General features: G+C 64.3%; 17 protein-coding genes. 14 read left to right on the plus strand and 3 right to left on the minus strand.

The genetic code is table 11. From position 1 onward, the window contains the following. The first annotated feature begins 7 nt into the window (after positions 1–7). The 9 genes from infA to dsbD all read left to right on the plus strand — a co-directional run bounded on the left by infA (position 8) and on the right by dsbD (position 5980). Positions 8–226, plus strand: coding sequence for a translation initiation factor IF-1 (gene infA / locus LGM42_RS26800; protein ID WP_004521905.1), 219 nt, complete (start codon positions 8–10; stop codon positions 224–226). A gap of 20 nt (positions 227–246) precedes the next feature. Beyond that, a complete protein-coding gene (gene rpmJ / locus LGM42_RS26805) occupies positions 247–363 on the plus strand; it encodes a 50S ribosomal protein L36 (RefSeq protein WP_004199844.1) in 117 nt (38 codons plus the stop codon). A gap of 38 nt (positions 364–401) precedes the next feature. After that, positions 402–767: a 30S ribosomal protein S13 gene (rpsM, locus tag LGM42_RS26810; RefSeq protein ID WP_006400641.1), complete on the plus strand. Its 366-nt coding sequence runs from the start codon at positions 402–404 to the stop codon at positions 765–767. A gap of 28 nt (positions 768–795) precedes the next feature. Beyond that, positions 796–1197 (plus strand): 30S ribosomal protein S11, encoded by a 402-nt coding sequence (gene rpsK / locus LGM42_RS26815; protein ID WP_004197937.1) that lies wholly within the window; start codon positions 796–798, stop codon positions 1195–1197. Positions 1198–1351: 154 nt separating this feature from the next. Further along, positions 1352–1975, plus strand: coding sequence for a 30S ribosomal protein S4 (gene rpsD / locus LGM42_RS26820; RefSeq protein ID WP_059577365.1), 624 nt, complete (start codon positions 1352–1354; stop codon positions 1973–1975). A 124-nt stretch (positions 1976–2099) separates the two neighbouring features. Further along, entirely contained in the window at positions 2100–3077 is a 978-nt protein-coding gene (locus LGM42_RS26825; RefSeq protein WP_006477176.1) for a DNA-directed RNA polymerase subunit alpha, read from the plus strand. A 149-nt stretch (positions 3078–3226) separates the two neighbouring features. Next, a complete protein-coding gene (rplQ, locus tag LGM42_RS26830) occupies positions 3227–3622 on the plus strand; it encodes a 50S ribosomal protein L17 (protein WP_006477175.1) in 396 nt (131 codons plus the stop codon). A 191-nt stretch (positions 3623–3813) separates the two neighbouring features. After that, entirely contained in the window at positions 3814–4140 is a 327-nt protein-coding gene (gene cutA / locus LGM42_RS26835; RefSeq protein WP_226233756.1) for a divalent-cation tolerance protein CutA, read from the plus strand. Further along, positions 4133–5980: a protein-disulfide reductase DsbD gene (gene dsbD / locus LGM42_RS26840; RefSeq protein WP_226233757.1), complete on the plus strand. Its 1848-nt coding sequence runs from the start codon at positions 4133–4135 to the stop codon at positions 5978–5980. The genes cutA and dsbD overlap by 8 nt, the downstream gene beginning before the upstream one ends. A 131-nt stretch (positions 5981–6111) precedes the next feature. Here the strand turns inward: dsbD and hemB are convergent, their stop codons facing one another. Together hemB and yihA are read right to left on the minus strand one after the other, a co-directional pair. After that, on the minus strand, positions 6112–7110 hold the full coding sequence (gene hemB, locus LGM42_RS26845; RefSeq protein ID WP_050013164.1) for a porphobilinogen synthase: 999 nt from the start codon (positions 7108–7110) through the stop codon (positions 6112–6114). 253 nt (positions 7111–7363) lie between these two features. Continuing rightward, positions 7364–8023 carry a ribosome biogenesis GTP-binding protein YihA/YsxC gene (gene yihA / locus LGM42_RS26850; RefSeq protein ID WP_059640226.1) on the minus strand — a complete coding sequence of 220 codons (660 nt, stop codon included), beginning with the start codon at positions 8021–8023 and terminating at the stop codon, positions 7364–7366. 214 nt (positions 8024–8237) lie between these two features. Here yihA and LGM42_RS26855 point away from each other — a divergent pair, with 214 nt between their 5' ends. From LGM42_RS26855 to msrQ, 5 genes are all read left to right on the plus strand, one after another. Continuing rightward, a complete protein-coding gene (locus tag LGM42_RS26855) occupies positions 8238–8891 on the plus strand; it encodes a c-type cytochrome (protein ID WP_059640224.1) in 654 nt (217 codons plus the stop codon). Positions 8892–9109: 218 nt separating this feature from the next. Continuing rightward, positions 9110–11323 (plus strand): cytochrome c biogenesis protein ResB, encoded by a 2214-nt coding sequence (locus LGM42_RS26860; protein WP_226233758.1) that lies wholly within the window; start codon positions 9110–9112, stop codon positions 11321–11323. Between the two features lie 4 nt (positions 11324–11327). Continuing rightward, positions 11328–12518: a c-type cytochrome biogenesis protein CcsB gene (gene ccsB / locus LGM42_RS26865; protein WP_060315550.1), complete on the plus strand. Its 1191-nt coding sequence runs from the start codon at positions 11328–11330 to the stop codon at positions 12516–12518. Between the two features lie 159 nt (positions 12519–12677). After that, on the plus strand, positions 12678–13673 hold the full coding sequence (gene msrP, locus LGM42_RS26870) for a protein-methionine-sulfoxide reductase catalytic subunit MsrP (protein ID WP_059577410.1): 996 nt from the start codon (positions 12678–12680) through the stop codon (positions 13671–13673). A gap of 20 nt (positions 13674–13693) precedes the next feature. Next, positions 13694–14410: a protein-methionine-sulfoxide reductase heme-binding subunit MsrQ gene (msrQ, locus tag LGM42_RS26875; protein WP_226233759.1), complete on the plus strand. Its 717-nt coding sequence runs from the start codon at positions 13694–13696 to the stop codon at positions 14408–14410. A 50-nt stretch (positions 14411–14460) separates the two neighbouring features. Here msrQ and lptM read toward each other — a convergent pair whose 3' ends face one another. After that, positions 14461–14739, minus strand: coding sequence for an LPS translocon maturation chaperone LptM (gene lptM / locus LGM42_RS26880; RefSeq protein WP_081066463.1), 279 nt, complete (start codon positions 14737–14739; stop codon positions 14461–14463). Between the last annotated feature and the right edge of the window lie 36 nt (positions 14740–14775).

Consider the following 14775-nt stretch of genomic DNA (forward strand, 5'->3'; position numbering starts at 1 on the left):
AAGGACTATGGCCAAAGACGATGTAATCCAGATGCAGGGTGAGGTGATTGAAAACCTCCCGAATGCGACCTTCCGCGTGAAGCTGGAAAACGGCCATGTCGTGTTGGGGCATATTTCCGGGAAGATGCGGATGCACTACATCCGCATCCTGCCGGGCGACAAGGTGACGGTTGAATTGACGCCTTACGATCTGTCTCGTGCGCGGATCGTGTTCCGGGCGAAGTGATTTGAAAAAAGGGTATTATCATGAAAGTGATGGCATCGGTTAAGCGCATTTGCCGCAATTGCAAGATCATCAAGCGCAAAGGCGTCGTTCGCGTGATCTGCAGCTCGGATCCGCGCCACAAGCAGCGCCAAGGCTGACCGCGCGTTTGTTTGCGCTTTTTGTTTGAGGAAAAACAATGGCTCGTATCGCAGGGGTTAACATCCCGAATCACCAGCATACCGAGATCGGCCTGACGGCTATCTTCGGTATCGGCCGCACCCGTTCGCGCAGCATCTGCGTGGCAGCTGGCGTCGATTTTTCGAAGAAGGTCAAGGATCTGACCGACGCAGACCTGGAAAAGCTGCGTGAAGAAGTAGGCAAGTTTGTCGTTGAAGGCGATCTGCGCCGTGAAGTGACGATGAACATCAAGCGCCTGATGGACCTCGGTTGCTACCGCGGCGTCCGTCATCGCAAGGGCCTGCCGATGCGCGGTCAGCGTACGCGTACGAACGCACGTACCCGCAAGGGTCCGCGTCGTGCAGCGCAAGCGCTGAAGAAGTAAGCGGAACTGACAGTTACAGGAAAACGTAATGGCTAAGGCTTCGAACACCGCGGCGCAACGCGTTCGCAAGAAGGTTAAGAAGAACGTCGCTGAAGGCGTGGTTCACGTTCACGCGTCGTTCAACAACACGATCATCACGATCACCGATCGCCAAGGCAACGCTCTGGCATGGGCGACGTCGGGCGGTCAGGGCTTCAAGGGCTCGCGCAAATCGACGCCGTTCGCTGCTCAGGTCGCAGCCGAGTCGGCTGGCCGCGTCGCGATGGAATACGGCGTGAAGAATCTGGAAGTGCGGATCAAGGGCCCGGGCCCGGGTCGCGAGTCGGCAGTGCGCGCACTGCACGGCCTCGGCATCAAGATCACCGCGATTTCGGACGTCACCCCGATTCCGCACAACGGCTGCCGCCCGCCGAAGCGTCGTCGTATCTAAGGATGTGCTGGCACGCTCGTGCTAGCGCATTGCCTGTCGCCGCTCAGCGTCGACGGGCGTTGCTTTTTTGATTGACTAAGCCCACCGTTCGCCCCAAAGGGAGCGGACTAGCGCGGATTCCGATCCGCGTGACTGATTGATAAAGGAATGCAAAGTGGCACGTTATATCGGCCCCAAAGCCAAGCTGTCCCGCCGTGAAGGCACCGACCTGTTCCTGAAGAGCGCGCGCCGCTCGCTCGCCGACAAGTGCAAGCTCGACAGCAAGCCGGGTCAGCACGGCCGTACCTCGGGCGCACGTACGTCCGACTACGGTACGCAGCTGCGCGAAAAGCAGAAGGTCAAGCGTATCTACGGCGTGCTGGAACGTCAGTTCCGTCGTTACTTCGCTGAAGCCGATCGCCGCAAGGGCAACACGGGTGAAAACCTGCTGCAACTGCTCGAATCGCGCCTCGACAACGTCGTGTATCGCATGGGTTTCGGCTCGACCCGCGCTGAAGCGCGTCAGCTGGTGAGCCACAAGTCGATCACCGTGAACGGCGTCGTCGCAAACGTCCCGTCGCAGCAAGTGAAGGCGGGCGACGTCATCGCGATCCGCGAAAAGGCGAAGAAGCAGGCGCGTATCGTCGAAGCGCTGTCGCTGGCCGAGCAAGGCGGCATGCCGAGCTGGGTTGCAGTCGATGCGAAGAAGTTCGAAGGCACGTTCAAGCAAATGCCGGAACGCGCTGAAATCGCAGGCGACATCAACGAAAGCCTGATCGTCGAATTGTATTCGCGTTAATCCGATTGACGGCCGAGGTACCCCGATTGCGTTGCGCAAGGAGGGGCCTCGGCTGTTTATTTTCTGGTTGTTACCGGTCAGCCTTATCGGTGTAACGAGCCGAGGGTATTGAAAAGGAAAGCCCATGCAAACCAGTTTGCTGAAACCCAAGATCATCGCCGTGGAATCGCTGGGCGAGAACCACGCGAGGGTGGTCATGGAACCGTTTGAACGCGGTTACGGCCACACCTTGGGCAATGCGCTTCGCCGCGTGCTGCTGTCGTCGATGGTGGGCTACGCGCCGACCGAAGTCACGATCGCGGGCGTGGTGCACGAGTACTCGACGCTGGATGGCGTGCAGGAAGACGTCGTCAACCTGCTGCTGAACCTGAAGGGCGTGGTGTTCAAGCTGCATAACCGTGACGAAGTGACGGTTACGCTGCGCAAGGAAGGCGAAGGCGTCGTGACGGCCGGCGATATCGAGCTGGCTCACGATTGCGAAGTCATCAATCCGAATCACGTGATTGCGCACCTGTCGAAGGGTGGCAAGCTCGACGTTCAGATCAAGATCGAAAAGGGTCGCGGCTATGTGCCCGGCAACGTCCGTCGCTACGGCGAAGACACGGCCAAGATTATCGGCCGCATCGTCCTCGACGCATCGTTCTCGCCGGTTCGCCGCGTGAGCTACGCTGTCGAGAGCGCACGTGTCGAGCAGCGTACCGACCTCGACAAGCTCGTGATGAACATCGAGACGAGCGGCGTGATCACGCCGGAAGAAGCGATCCGCCAGTCGGCCCGCATCCTGGTCGACCAGTTGTCCGTGTTCGCGGCGCTGGAAGGCACGGAAACGGCTGCCGAAGCGCCGTCGCGTGCACCGCAGATCGATCCGATCCTGCTGCGTCCGGTGGACGATCTCGAGCTGACGGTTCGTTCGGCGAACTGCCTGAAGGCCGAGAACATCTACTACATCGGCGATCTGATCCAGCGCACGGAAAACGAGCTGCTGAAGACGCCGAACCTCGGTCGCAAGTCGCTCAACGAGATCAAGGAAGTGCTCGCTTCGCGCGGTCTCACGCTGGGCATGAAGCTCGAGAACTGGCCGCCGGCTGGTCTCGACAAGTAAGCCCGGTTGTAGCCCTGCTATAGCTGTAGTTGGCAAAGATGCGGATTTTCCTTTAAAATCCGCATCTTGCTTTTTTTCGTTACCGGCCCGTGCACCCTCCGAGGTGCGATAGAAGAGCTGGATCAAAACTTTGAATCAAGGAAACTGAAATGCGCCATCGTCATGGTCTGCGGAAACTGAACCGCACGAGCAGCCACCGTCTGGCTATGCTCCGTAACATGTCCAACTCGCTGATCGAGCACGAAGTCATCAAGACGACGCTGCCGAAGGCGAAGGAACTCCGTAAAGTCGTCGAGCCGCTGATCACGCTCGGCAAGAAGCCGTCGCTGGCAAACCGTCGCCTGGCGTTCAACCGCCTGCGCGATCGTGACTCGGTCGCGAAGCTGTTCGACGTCCTCGGCCCGCGTTTCGCGAACCGCCCGGGCGGCTACCTGCGCGTGCTGAAGTTCGGCTTCCGCGTGGGCGACAACGCACCGATGGCACTGGTCGAACTGCTCGACCGTCCGGAAGTCGACGAAACGGAAAACGTGCAAGAAGCTGAGTAAGCTTCCGGTACGCAGCAGTATCTGAAAGGGGCCGAGCAATTGCTTGGCCCTTTTTGTTTTTGAGATGCCGGCTGCGATCGATTGTCGCAGGCCGGTGCCGGCAGCGTCGCGCGGGCTGCGCTACGATACGGGCAACCGGCGCGGTTCCTGAACGGGTAACCGGCGCCGGCAGACCAGCGAGGAGAGCGCGGATGATAGTGGTGCTGATGCTGACGACGGTCCCCGATGCGGCGACGGCCGCGGCGCTCGCCGACGGCGCGCTCGACGCGCGGCTTGCGGCGTGCGTGTCGGAGCTCGGCACGATCAAGTCGCGCTATCACTGGCAGGGCAAGGTCGAAACGGCCGACGAGATCCAGTTGCTGTTCAAGACGAGCCCCATCCGGGCGCTCGAACTGGAGCGATTTATTCTCGCGCATCACCCGTACGAGACGCCCGAAATCGTCTCGTGGCAGACGACGGTATCGGCCGCGTATGGCCAATGGGTGACCAGCGAAACTCAACGTCAATTTCATGTTTAACGGTATGGCGCTTTCGGTGCGCGTGCGCGCGCTGCGGTTTCTTGCGGTCCTGTTGTCGTTCGTGCTCGTGCTGGGCGGCCTGTCCGCCGCGCGCGCGGCCGACGATTTCCTCGATCCGTCGGTTGCGTTCAAGTTCAGCGCGAGCGAATCGCCGGGACAGGTCGACGTCCGCTTCAAGATCGCCAACGGCTACTACATGTACCGCGAGCGCTTCGCGTTCGCGGTGAAGAGCGGCCAGGCGACGCTCGGCGAGCCGCAGTACCCGGCTGGCCACGTGAAGTTCGACCAGACGTTCCAGAAGGACGTCGAGACCTATCGTGACGAAGTCGTCGTTCACGTGCCGGTGAAGCAGGCGGCCGGGCCGTTCGAACTCGCGGTGACGTCGCAAGGGTGCGCGGACGAAGGGATCTGCTATCCGCCGGCCGAGCACGTGGTGAAGGTCGACGGCGCCGCGCTCGGCGCCGCATCGTCGTCCGGTGACACGGCTGCCGCGGGTAGCTGGTTCGACAAGGTCACGAGCGCCGATTTCGCGCAGTCGCTGCTCGAAGGCCACGGCTTCTTCACGATCGTCGCGCTCTACTTCGTCGCGGGTGTCGTGCTGAGCCTGCTGCCGTGTTCGTACCCGATGATTCCGATCGTGTCCGCGATCATCATCGGTCAGGGCACGCGCGCGACGCACGCACGCGGCTTCGCGCTGTCGCTGACCTACGTGCTCGGCATGGCGCTGGTCTACACGGTACTCGGCATCGCCGCCGCGCTGGTCGGTCAGAGCCTCGGCGCGTGGTTGCAGAACCCGTGGGTGCTCGGCGCATTCGGCGTGCTGCTGACCGCGTTCGCGGTGTCGCTGATCTCGGGCCGGGACATCGCACTGCCGGCGCGCTGGCAGAACGGCGCGGCCGACGCATCGAGCGCGCGCCAGGGCGGCCACTTCGTCGCGGTCGCGGCGATGGGTGCGTTGTCGGCGCTGGTTGTCGGCGCGTGCATGACGGCGCCGCTGTTCGCCGTGCTCGCGTTCATCGCGCACACGGGCAATGCGTTGCTCGGCGGTGCCGCGCTATTTGCGATGGGGCTGGGGCTCGGCGTGCCGCTGCTGGTCGTCGGCGTCGGGGCCGGCACGGTGCTGCCGCGCGCGGGCGCGTGGATGGACGGCGTGAAGGTGTTCTTCGGCATCGTGCTGCTCGCGGCCGCGCTGTGGATCGTATGGCCGGTGTTGGCGGGCGGGCTGAAGATGGTGCTCGCGGCGTTGTGGCTGCTGATCGCGGCCGCGGCGCTCGGACTGTTCACGCCGAATGCCGGCGCTGCGTCGATCTGGCGCCGCCTGGGCCGCGGCTTGGGGGCCGCGCTCGCGATCTGGGCCGCGACGCTGCTCGTCGGCCTGGCCGCGGGCTCGACCGATCCCGTCAAGCCGCTGGCCGTGCTGGCGGCGCGTACGGTGGCGTCCGGCGGCGCGGCGACGGCCGGCGTGGCTGCCGCGCAGGATGGCCCAGCGTTCGCGCCGGTGCGCTCCATTGGCGAACTCGATGCGCTGCTCAAGACATCGGGCCAGCCCGTGATGCTCGACTTCTACGCCGACTGGTGCGTGAGCTGCAAGGAGATGGAACATCTGACGTTCACCGACGCGCGCGTGCAGGCGCGGCTCGCGCGGCTTCACCTCGTGCGCGCGGACGTCACCGCGAACAACGCGGACGATCAGGCGCTCCTCAAGCGCTTCAACCTGTTCGGGCCGCCGGGCATCATCTTCTTCGATCGCAACGGCAACGAGATCGGCCGCGTGGTCGGCTATCAGGCGGCCGACACCTTCTTGCGCAGCCTCGACCGGGCAGCCGTTCCGACGGTATGACGATGGCCCGCCGGAGGCGAACCGCGGAAGAGAAGAATCGGGGCGGCTGACAACCGCGATCGACGGTAAACAAAAACCGGCGGAACACCAAGGTGTTCCGCCGTTTTTTGCAGGTGCGTGCCGGTGCGCGATCAGCGTTGCGCTTTCAGCAGACGCGCGGCATCGAGCGCGAAGTACGTGAGCACGCCGTCGGCGCCCGCGCGCTTGAACGCGAGCAGCGATTCGAGCACGACCTTGTCGTGATCGAGCCACCCGTTCATCGCGGCCGCCTTCAGCATCGCGTACTCGCCGCTCACCTGGTACACGTAGGTCGGGAAGCGGAACTCGTCCTTTACGCGGCGCACGATGTCGAGATACGGCATGCCGGGCTTGACCATCACCATGTCGGCGCCTTCGTCGATGTCGAGGCGCACTTCGCGCAGCGCTTCGTCGCTGTTCGCCGGATCCATCTGGTAGGTCATCTTGTTGCCCTTGCCCAGATTGGAGGCCGAACCGACCGCGTCGCGGAACGGGCCGTAGAACGCCGACGCGAACTTCGCCGAATAGGCCATGATCCGCGTATGGATATGGCCGTCGCTTTCCAGCATCTCGCGGATCGCACCGATGCGGCCGTCCATCATGTCCGACGGCGCGACGATGTCGACGCCGGCTTCCGCCTGCGCGCGTGCCTGGTCGACCAGAATCTCGATCGTGTCGTCGTTGATCACGTAGGCGTTCTCGTCGAGCACACCGTCCTGGCCGTGGCTCGTGTACGGATCGAGCGCGACGTCGGTCAGCACGCCGAGTTCGGGGAAGTGCTTCTTCAGCTCGCGCACCGCACGCGGGATCAGGCCTTCCGGATTGGCCGCCTCGCGGCCGTCCGGCGTCTTCAGCGACGGCTCGATGGCCGGGAACAGCGACAGCACGGGCACGCCGAGTTCGACGCATTGCTCGGCGACGTGCATCAGCAGATCGACCGACACGCGTTCGACGCCGGGCATCGACGGGATGGGCTGGCGTTCGTTGGTGCCTTCGACGACGAACACCGGGTAGATCAGGTCGTCGGTGGTCAGGCGGTTTTCGCGCATCAGGCGGCGGGAGAAGTCGTCGCGGCGCATCCGGCGCGGACGATGAAGCGGATGGAAGCTCATGGCGATTTGGCAGAAATCAGGGCAAGAAGAACCTTACGGAACCCTTAGGTCATTTTCGAGATCGTTGGTATATGATAGCGATCGAGCGGCGCGCGTTGCGTGCAGCTCCCCGCTTCTCCTCCCTGAGCGGGTGCCTGTCGTTTTTCGATTAGGCTGTTTGACCCGCCGTTCAACGGCGGGTTTTTTTATGAGCCGGCCGAATCCGCAGGTGCCGTCAGGTGCGCGCAGCCGATCCCAGCCGCGCGTTGCCCGCTCATTGTGCTACAGGCTCGCCTTTTTCGTCGGCGACGGACGGCCGCAGCCAGCTCTCGATCAGTTCATGAGCCTCGTCGAGCCCCGTGCGCTTCAGCGCCGAGAACAGCTGGACCGTCAGCTTGCCCTTCACGCCCTGGTCGCGATACGCGTCGAGCCCCTTTTGCGTGTTGCGCAGCGCGTTGATGCTTTCCTGGCGCGTCAATTTGTCGCACTTCGTCAGCAGCGTGTGGATCGGCTTGCCGGTCGGTGCGAACCACTCGATCATCCGGCGATCGAGCTCGGTGAGCGGGCGGCGCGAATCCATCATCAGGATCAGACCGCAGAGCTGCGAGCGCGTCGCGAGATAGGACGACAGCAGCATCTCCCAGTGCGCCTTCGCGGCGCCGGGCACTTCTGCATAGCCGTAGCCGGGCAGGTCGACGAGATTCGCGACGGGCTCGGCGGCCGGGCCGACGGAGAAGTAGTTGATATGCTGCGTGCGGCCGGGCGTCTTCGACGCGAAGGCCAGCCGCTTCTGGTTGCACAGCACGTTGATCGCCGTCGACTTGCCGGCATTCGAGCGGCCCGCGAACGCGATTTCCGGCTGGACCGTCGGCGGCAGGTCGCGCAGATGGTTGACGGTCGTGTAGAAGCGGGCTTGATGGAGCAGAAAGGCCATGGGAACCGGAAGGACGGGCGGCGCGAGCCGCTTGGTGGAGGCGGGGTAGCCCCGATAGGCGCGGGAGCTTTCAGCACGATATTGTACAATACGGCGGTTTTACCGAAGGCCACCGGGCGCCTGCCTCGCGCTTTTATGTGGCTTCTGCGGTAGACTGAACGCCGTCGTTTTTTGCAGAACCTCAAATTCCCACAAGACGAAACAGGGTGTGCGAATGAATCGACTGTGCAAGTCTCTGATGGTGCTTCAGGTTGCAGCAGGGTTCGTAGGTTTCGTAGCGGAGGCAAACGCGGCAGATGCGGCCAAACCGGATCTGGACCGCGGCAAGGCGATTGCCGGGCAGGTTTGCGCGTCGTGTCACGGCGCCGACGGCAACAGCGCGTCGGGCAGTTTCCCGAAGCTTGCCGGCCAGCATCCCGAATATCTGGTCAAGCAGTTGAACGACTTCAAGACGCAGCCGGGCGCGAAGGGGCCGGCGCGTAACAACGCGGTGATGGTCGGATTCGCGAGCGCGTTGAGCGCGGACGACATGCGCAATGTCGCCGCGTACTACGGGTCGCAGACGACGAAGCTCGGTACTGCGCGTGATGCGGCGACCGTGCCGATCGGCCAGAAGATCTATCGCGGCGGCATCGCGGAAAAGGGTGTCCCCGCCTGCGCGAGCTGCCACGGGCCGACGGGGCAGGGGATCCCGGTCCAGTACCCGCGTCTGTCGGGGCAATGGGCCGATTACACGGTCGCGCAGTTGACCGCGTTCCAGCAGGGTGCCGGCGCGCGCAACAACAACGAGGCGATGCATCAGATCGCGTCGCGGCTGTCGGATACCGAGATCAAGGCCGTCGCGGATTACATCGCGGGCCTGCGTTGAGCGGTCCGCCGCGAATGGAATGACCGGGCGCCCGAAGGGCGGCCGGAGTCAGAACAAGAAAAGGGTGGGGCGCCGCGTCGTTGCGGTGGCCTCGCCCTTCTTTTTTGTCGGCACTCGCCGGGCCGAGCCGGAATGGAAGGGCTGGCAGGCGATCGGGGCTGCGCCCCCGAAGCGAACATAGTAAGCGTGGGGGCCGTGTCCCCTTAGTCGGAGTTTGAATGAGCGTTACCACGTCGGGGTTGCAGTCGAAGTCGAGTCACGGCGCGTCGAAACGCGCGGTCGAGCTGCTGAGCTCGATGCGCTTCGCGATCGCGCTGCTGGTGGTGTTGTCGATCGCGAGCATCATCGGCACGGTCCTGACCCAGGACGATCCGTATCCGAACTACGTGAACCAGTTCGGGCCGTTCTGGGCGGACATCTTCCGCTCGCTCGGCCTGTACAACGTGTACAGCGCGTGGTGGTTCATGCTGATCCTGATCTTCCTCGTCGTGTCGATCTCGCTGTGCGTGATCCGCAACGCGCCGAAGATGCTCGCCGACGCGAAGAGCTGGAAGGACAAGGTCCGCGAAGGCAGCCTGCGCGCATTCCACCACAAGGCCGAGTACACGGCGTCCGGCACGCGCGCGAGCGTCGCGGCGACGCTCGCCACGTTCGTCGCGAAGGCCGGCTACAAGCACGTCGTGCGTGAAACCGACGGCGCGACGCTGATTTCCGCGAAGCGCGGCGCGATGACCAAATGGGGCTACATCTCCGCGCACCTCGCGATCGTCGTGATCTGTATCGGCGGCCTGCTCGACAGCAACCTGCCGATCAAATTCCAGATGCTGATGTTCGGCAAGAGCCCGGTCAACACGAGCGCGACGATCAGCGAGATCTCGTCCGACCATCGGCTGTCCGCGTCGAACCCGACGTTCCGCGGCTATGCGTGGGTGCCGGAGGGCCAGTTCGTGTCGACCGCGATCCTGAACCAGCCGAGCGGCTCGCTGATCCAGGATCTGCCGTTCTCGATCCAGCTCGACAAGTTCATCGTCGATTACTACACGACGGGCATGCCGAAGCTGTTCGCGAGCGACATCGTCGTGATCGATCGCGAGACCGGCCGGAAGATCCCGGCGCGGGTCGAGGTCAACAAGCCGTTTACGTACAAGGGCGTGTCGATCTACCAGTCGAGCTTCCAGGATGGCGGCTCGCAGATGCAGATGACGGCCTATCCGATGACGGGCAGCCGTGCGGCGACCGTCCCCGTGAAGGGCACGATCGGCAGTTCGGCGCCGCTGCAGGTCCCCGGCGCCGACGGCGAGACGATCGAGTTCTCCGACTTCCGCGCGATCAACGTCGAGAACATGGCCGACGCGAACGGCAAGCCGGACGTGCGCGGCGTCGCGACGACCAGCTCGCTGAAGGAAGTGTTCGACGAGCGGCTCGGCTCGGGCGCGAAGACGTCGAAGCCGACGCAGCTTCACAACATCGGCCCGTCGGTGCAGTACAAGATCCGCGGCAAGGACGGCCAGGCGCGCGAATTCAACAACTACATGCTGCCCGTCGACATGAACGGCGAGCGCGTGTTCCTCGCCGGCGTGCGCGCGAGCCCGAACGATCCGTTCCGCTACATGCGGATCCCGGCCGACAGCCAGGACTCGATCGGCGAATGGATGCGCCTGCGCGCCGCGCTCGAGGATCCGGCCGTGCGCACCGAAGCCGCCGCGCGCTTCGCGCAGCGTTCGCTGCCGGGCGATGCGTCGCTGCGCGGCCGTCTGCAGGACAGCGCATCGAAGGTGCTGACCCTTTTTGCGGCGAGCGACGACAGCGTCGGCCGCGGGGCGGACGGCCAGCCGGTCGGCGGCTTCCAGGCGGTGGCGACGTTCATCGACCGCTCGGTGCCGAAGGGCGAGCAGGAGAAGGCCGCGAGCCTGCTGCTGCGGATGCTCGAGGGCTCGATGTGGGAGGTGTGGCAGATCGCGCGCGAGCGTGCCGGCGAGCCGGCCGCGCAGCAGGGCACCGACACGATCCGCTTCGTGCAGAACGCGATCAACGCGCTATCCGACAGCTTCCTGTATGGATCGCCGGTCTATTTGCAGCTCGACTCGTTCAAGCAGGTGCAAGCTTCGGTATTTCAGTTGACGCGCGCGCCCGGCAAGAATCTGGTGTATCTTGGCAGCCTGCTGCTGGTCGCCGGCATCTTCTCGATGTTCTACGTACGCGAGCGGCGACTCTGGTTCTGGCTGAAGGACGCCGGTTCGGGCGTCGATGTGGTGATGGCAATGTCCACGGCCCGCAAGACCTTCGATTTCGAGAAAGAATTCGTGCAGACGCGCGATGCGGCCGGCGCCGCCTTGCGCGCCGCACCTCGCGACGCCGCGCCCGCCGGTGCGGCATCGACGGCCCGCCCGCCTGCCGGCGGCGGTTCCGATTCCGAGAATTCCACCCGGTAAGATCATGGATCTCACGCAAGTTTCCTCTTCCCGTACGGCGTCGGCTCCGGCGTCGGCATCGTCGCCGCTGTTCGACGACCGTCCGTTCCTCGCGCGCCTGTCGCTGTTCGACTGGCTGTTCGCCCTGGCGCTGGTGGCGGGCGCGGGCTATGCGCTCGTGCACTACAACGCGCACATGGATTACTACGACAAGGCGGTGATGATCGGCACCGTGCCGGCGCTCGTCGCGCTCGGCTGGCGCTGGAAGCCCGCGCGGCTGATGATGGCGTCGATCGCCGTGCTGTCGCTGCTGTCGATCCAGATCTACCAGGGCGATCTCGCGCGCGCCGATTCGGCGTTCTTCCTCAAGTACTTCCTGTCGAGCCAGTCCGCGATCCTGTGGATGAGCGCGCTGTTCGTGCTCGCGACGATCTTCTACTGGATCGGCCTGCTCGCGCGCTCGGAAACGGGCGCCGCGATCGGCCAGAAGCTCACGTGGGTCGCCGTGCTGATGGGCTTCACGGGGCTGATGGTGCGCTGGTACGAGTCCTACCTGATCGGGGCGGACGTCGGGCATATCCCCGTGTCGAACCTCTATGAAGTGTTCGTCCTGTTCAGCCTGATCACCGCGCTGCTTTATCTGTACTACGAAGGCCACTACGGCACGCGTTCGCTCGGCGCGTTCGTGCTGCTGGTCATCAGCGCGGCGGTCGGCTTCCTGATGTGGTACTCGGTCGCGCGCGATGCGCAGCAGATCCAGCCGCTCGTGCCGGCGCTGCAAAGCTGGTGGATGAAGATCCACGTGCCGGCGAACTTCATCGGCTACGGCAGCTTCGCGCTGTCGGCGATGGTGTCGGTCGCGTACCTGATGAAAGAGCGCGGGGTCCTCGCCGATCGCCTGCCGACGCTGGAAGTGCTCGACGACGTGATGTACAAGTCGATCGCGGTCGGTTTCGCGTTTTTCACGATCGCGACGATTCTCGGCGCGCTGTGGGCGGCCGAAGCGTGGGGCGGCTACTGGAGCTGGGACCCGAAGGAAACCTGGGCGCTGATCGTGTGGCTGAACTATGCGGCGTGGCTGCACATGCGGCTGATGAAAGGCCTGCGCGGCGCGGTGGCCGCGTGGTGGGCGCTCACCGGCCTGCTGGTCACGACGTTCGCGTTCCTCGGCGTCAACATGTTCCTGTCTGGCCTGCACAGCTACGGCAAGCTGTAAGATTTTCGCCGTTCGTCCGACTATCAAACCGCCGGTGCACTGCGTGCCCGGCGGTTTTCTTTTGTAACGAGCGGGCGATCGAGGCGTCGAACGGCGCGCGACGGGCCGGGTCGAACGCTGATGAAGCATGCGCGCCGCGCATGCGGGAGGAACTGGACGATGTGGATCAAACGCCCTTTGCGTAACGTACTGACCGGCGCGGACATCGCGCCGAGCGAGATCACGCCGCGCGCGGTATTCGAGAACCGGCGGCGCGTATTGCAGGCGGCCGGATTCGCGGCCGCCGGCGGCCTGTTCGGCGCGAGCGGCGCGGCGCTTGCCGCGTATGCGTCCCCCGACGCGCGGGCGGCGAAGCTCGCGGCAAAAACGAACCCGAAATTCGTCGCGATCGACAAGGTCACGCCGTTCAAGGACATCACGTCCTACAACAACTTCTACGAATTCGGCACCGACAAGAGCGACCCGGCGCAGAACGCGGGCACGCTGCGGCCGCGTCCGTGGCGTGTGAGTGTCGAGGGCGAGGTGCAGCATCCGAAGGTATTCGATCTCGACGAGCTGTTGAAGCTCGCGCCGCTCGAGGAGCGCGTGTACCGGCTGCGCTGCGTCGAGGGCTGGTCGATGGTGATCCCGTGGATCGGCGTGCCGCTGTCCGAGCTGATCCGGCGCGTGCAGCCGACCGGCAACGCGAAATACGTGCAGTTCGTCACGCTGGCCGATCCGTCGCAGATGCCGGGCCTGTCGACGCCCGTGCTCGACTGGCCGTACTCGGAAGGGCTGCGCATGGACGAGGCGATGAATCCGCTGACGCTGCTGACGATGGGCGTCTACGGGCAGGTGTTGCCGAACCAGAACGGTGCGCCGGTGCGAATCGTCGTGCCGTGGAAATACGGGTTCAAGAGCGCGAAATCGCTCGTGAAGATCCGCTTCGTCGACAAGCAGCCGAAGACGAGCTGGAACACATACGCCGCGAACGAGTACGGCTTTTATTCGAACGTGAACCCGAACGTCGATCATCCGCGCTGGAGCCAGGCGACCGAGCGGCGCATCGGCGAGGACGGTTTCTTCACGCCGAAGCGCAAGACGCTGATGTTCAACGGCTACGGCGACCTGGTCGCATCGATGTATCAGGGCATGGACCTGAAGAAGAACTTCTGAGTGCGACGGTGAGAAACGACATGCCTCCTTCGACGCTCACGCCCGCGCGCGCGGCAAGCGCCGGGCCCGATGCACGCACGGCGCGGGCCGGCGCGGTCCGTCCCGCCGCGCCGCGCTGGCTCGCACCGGCCAAGGTGCTGGTGTTCGCGGCCGGCCTCTATCCGCTCGCGCGCCTCGTGCTGCTCGGGCTGACCGACCGGCTCGGCGCGAACCCGCTCGAGTTCATCACGCGCTCGACGGGCTTGTGGACGCTCGTCCTGTTGTGCATCACGCTTGCCGTCACGCCGCTGAGGCGCATGACGGGCTTCGCACCGCTGCTGCGCTTTCGCCGGATGATCGGGCTGTTCGCGTTCTTTTACGCGACGCTGCATTTCACGACCTACCTGTGGTTCGACAAGTGGTTCGACGTCGTCGAAATCCTCAAGGACGTCGGCAAGCGCCCGTTCATCACGGTCGGCTTCGCGGCGTTCGTGCTGCTGATTCCGCTCGCCGCGACGTCGCCGCGCGCGATGGTGCGCCGGCTCGGTCGCCATTGGCCGACGCTGCACAAGGCGATCTACGCGATCGCGCTGTTCGGCGTGCTGCATTTCTGGTGGATGCGTGCCGGCAAGCACGATCTCGCGCAGCCGAAGCTCTACGCGGCGATCGTCGCCGTGTTGCTCGGCTGGCGGCTGGTTGCGTGGGGATGGCGGCGCGTGGTGCGTGATGGTGCGGCCCGGAAAAACAAAAGGCGATGACCGGGAAGTCATCGCCTTGTTGTGAGCGCCGCGCGGGCGGCATCGCGTCGTTACTTCGTGGCGGCCGGGCCCGATGCCGGGGCTGGCATGGTCGATGCGCTGCTCGACAACTCGGGCGACAGCGTGAGCGGCGAGCCGGACGTATCGGGCGTCTCGTCGGACGACGCGTTTTCGTCGGTCGGTTTCACGTCCGACGGCGGCGTGTTCTGCTGCTGGATCGGCTTGGGCATCGGAGGCACGGTGGGCAGATAGAGCGCGCCGCTTTGACCGCAGCCGGCAAGAATCGCCAAAGCCGCTACAATCGCGCTCATCCGGAAAACGACTCGCATGATCGTCCCTGAACAATTTAACCGATAGAGTTTAGC

Source organism: Burkholderia sp. AU39826, assembly GCF_020419965.1.
Taxonomy (GTDB): domain Bacteria; phylum Pseudomonadota; class Gammaproteobacteria; order Burkholderiales; family Burkholderiaceae; genus Burkholderia; species Burkholderia semiarida.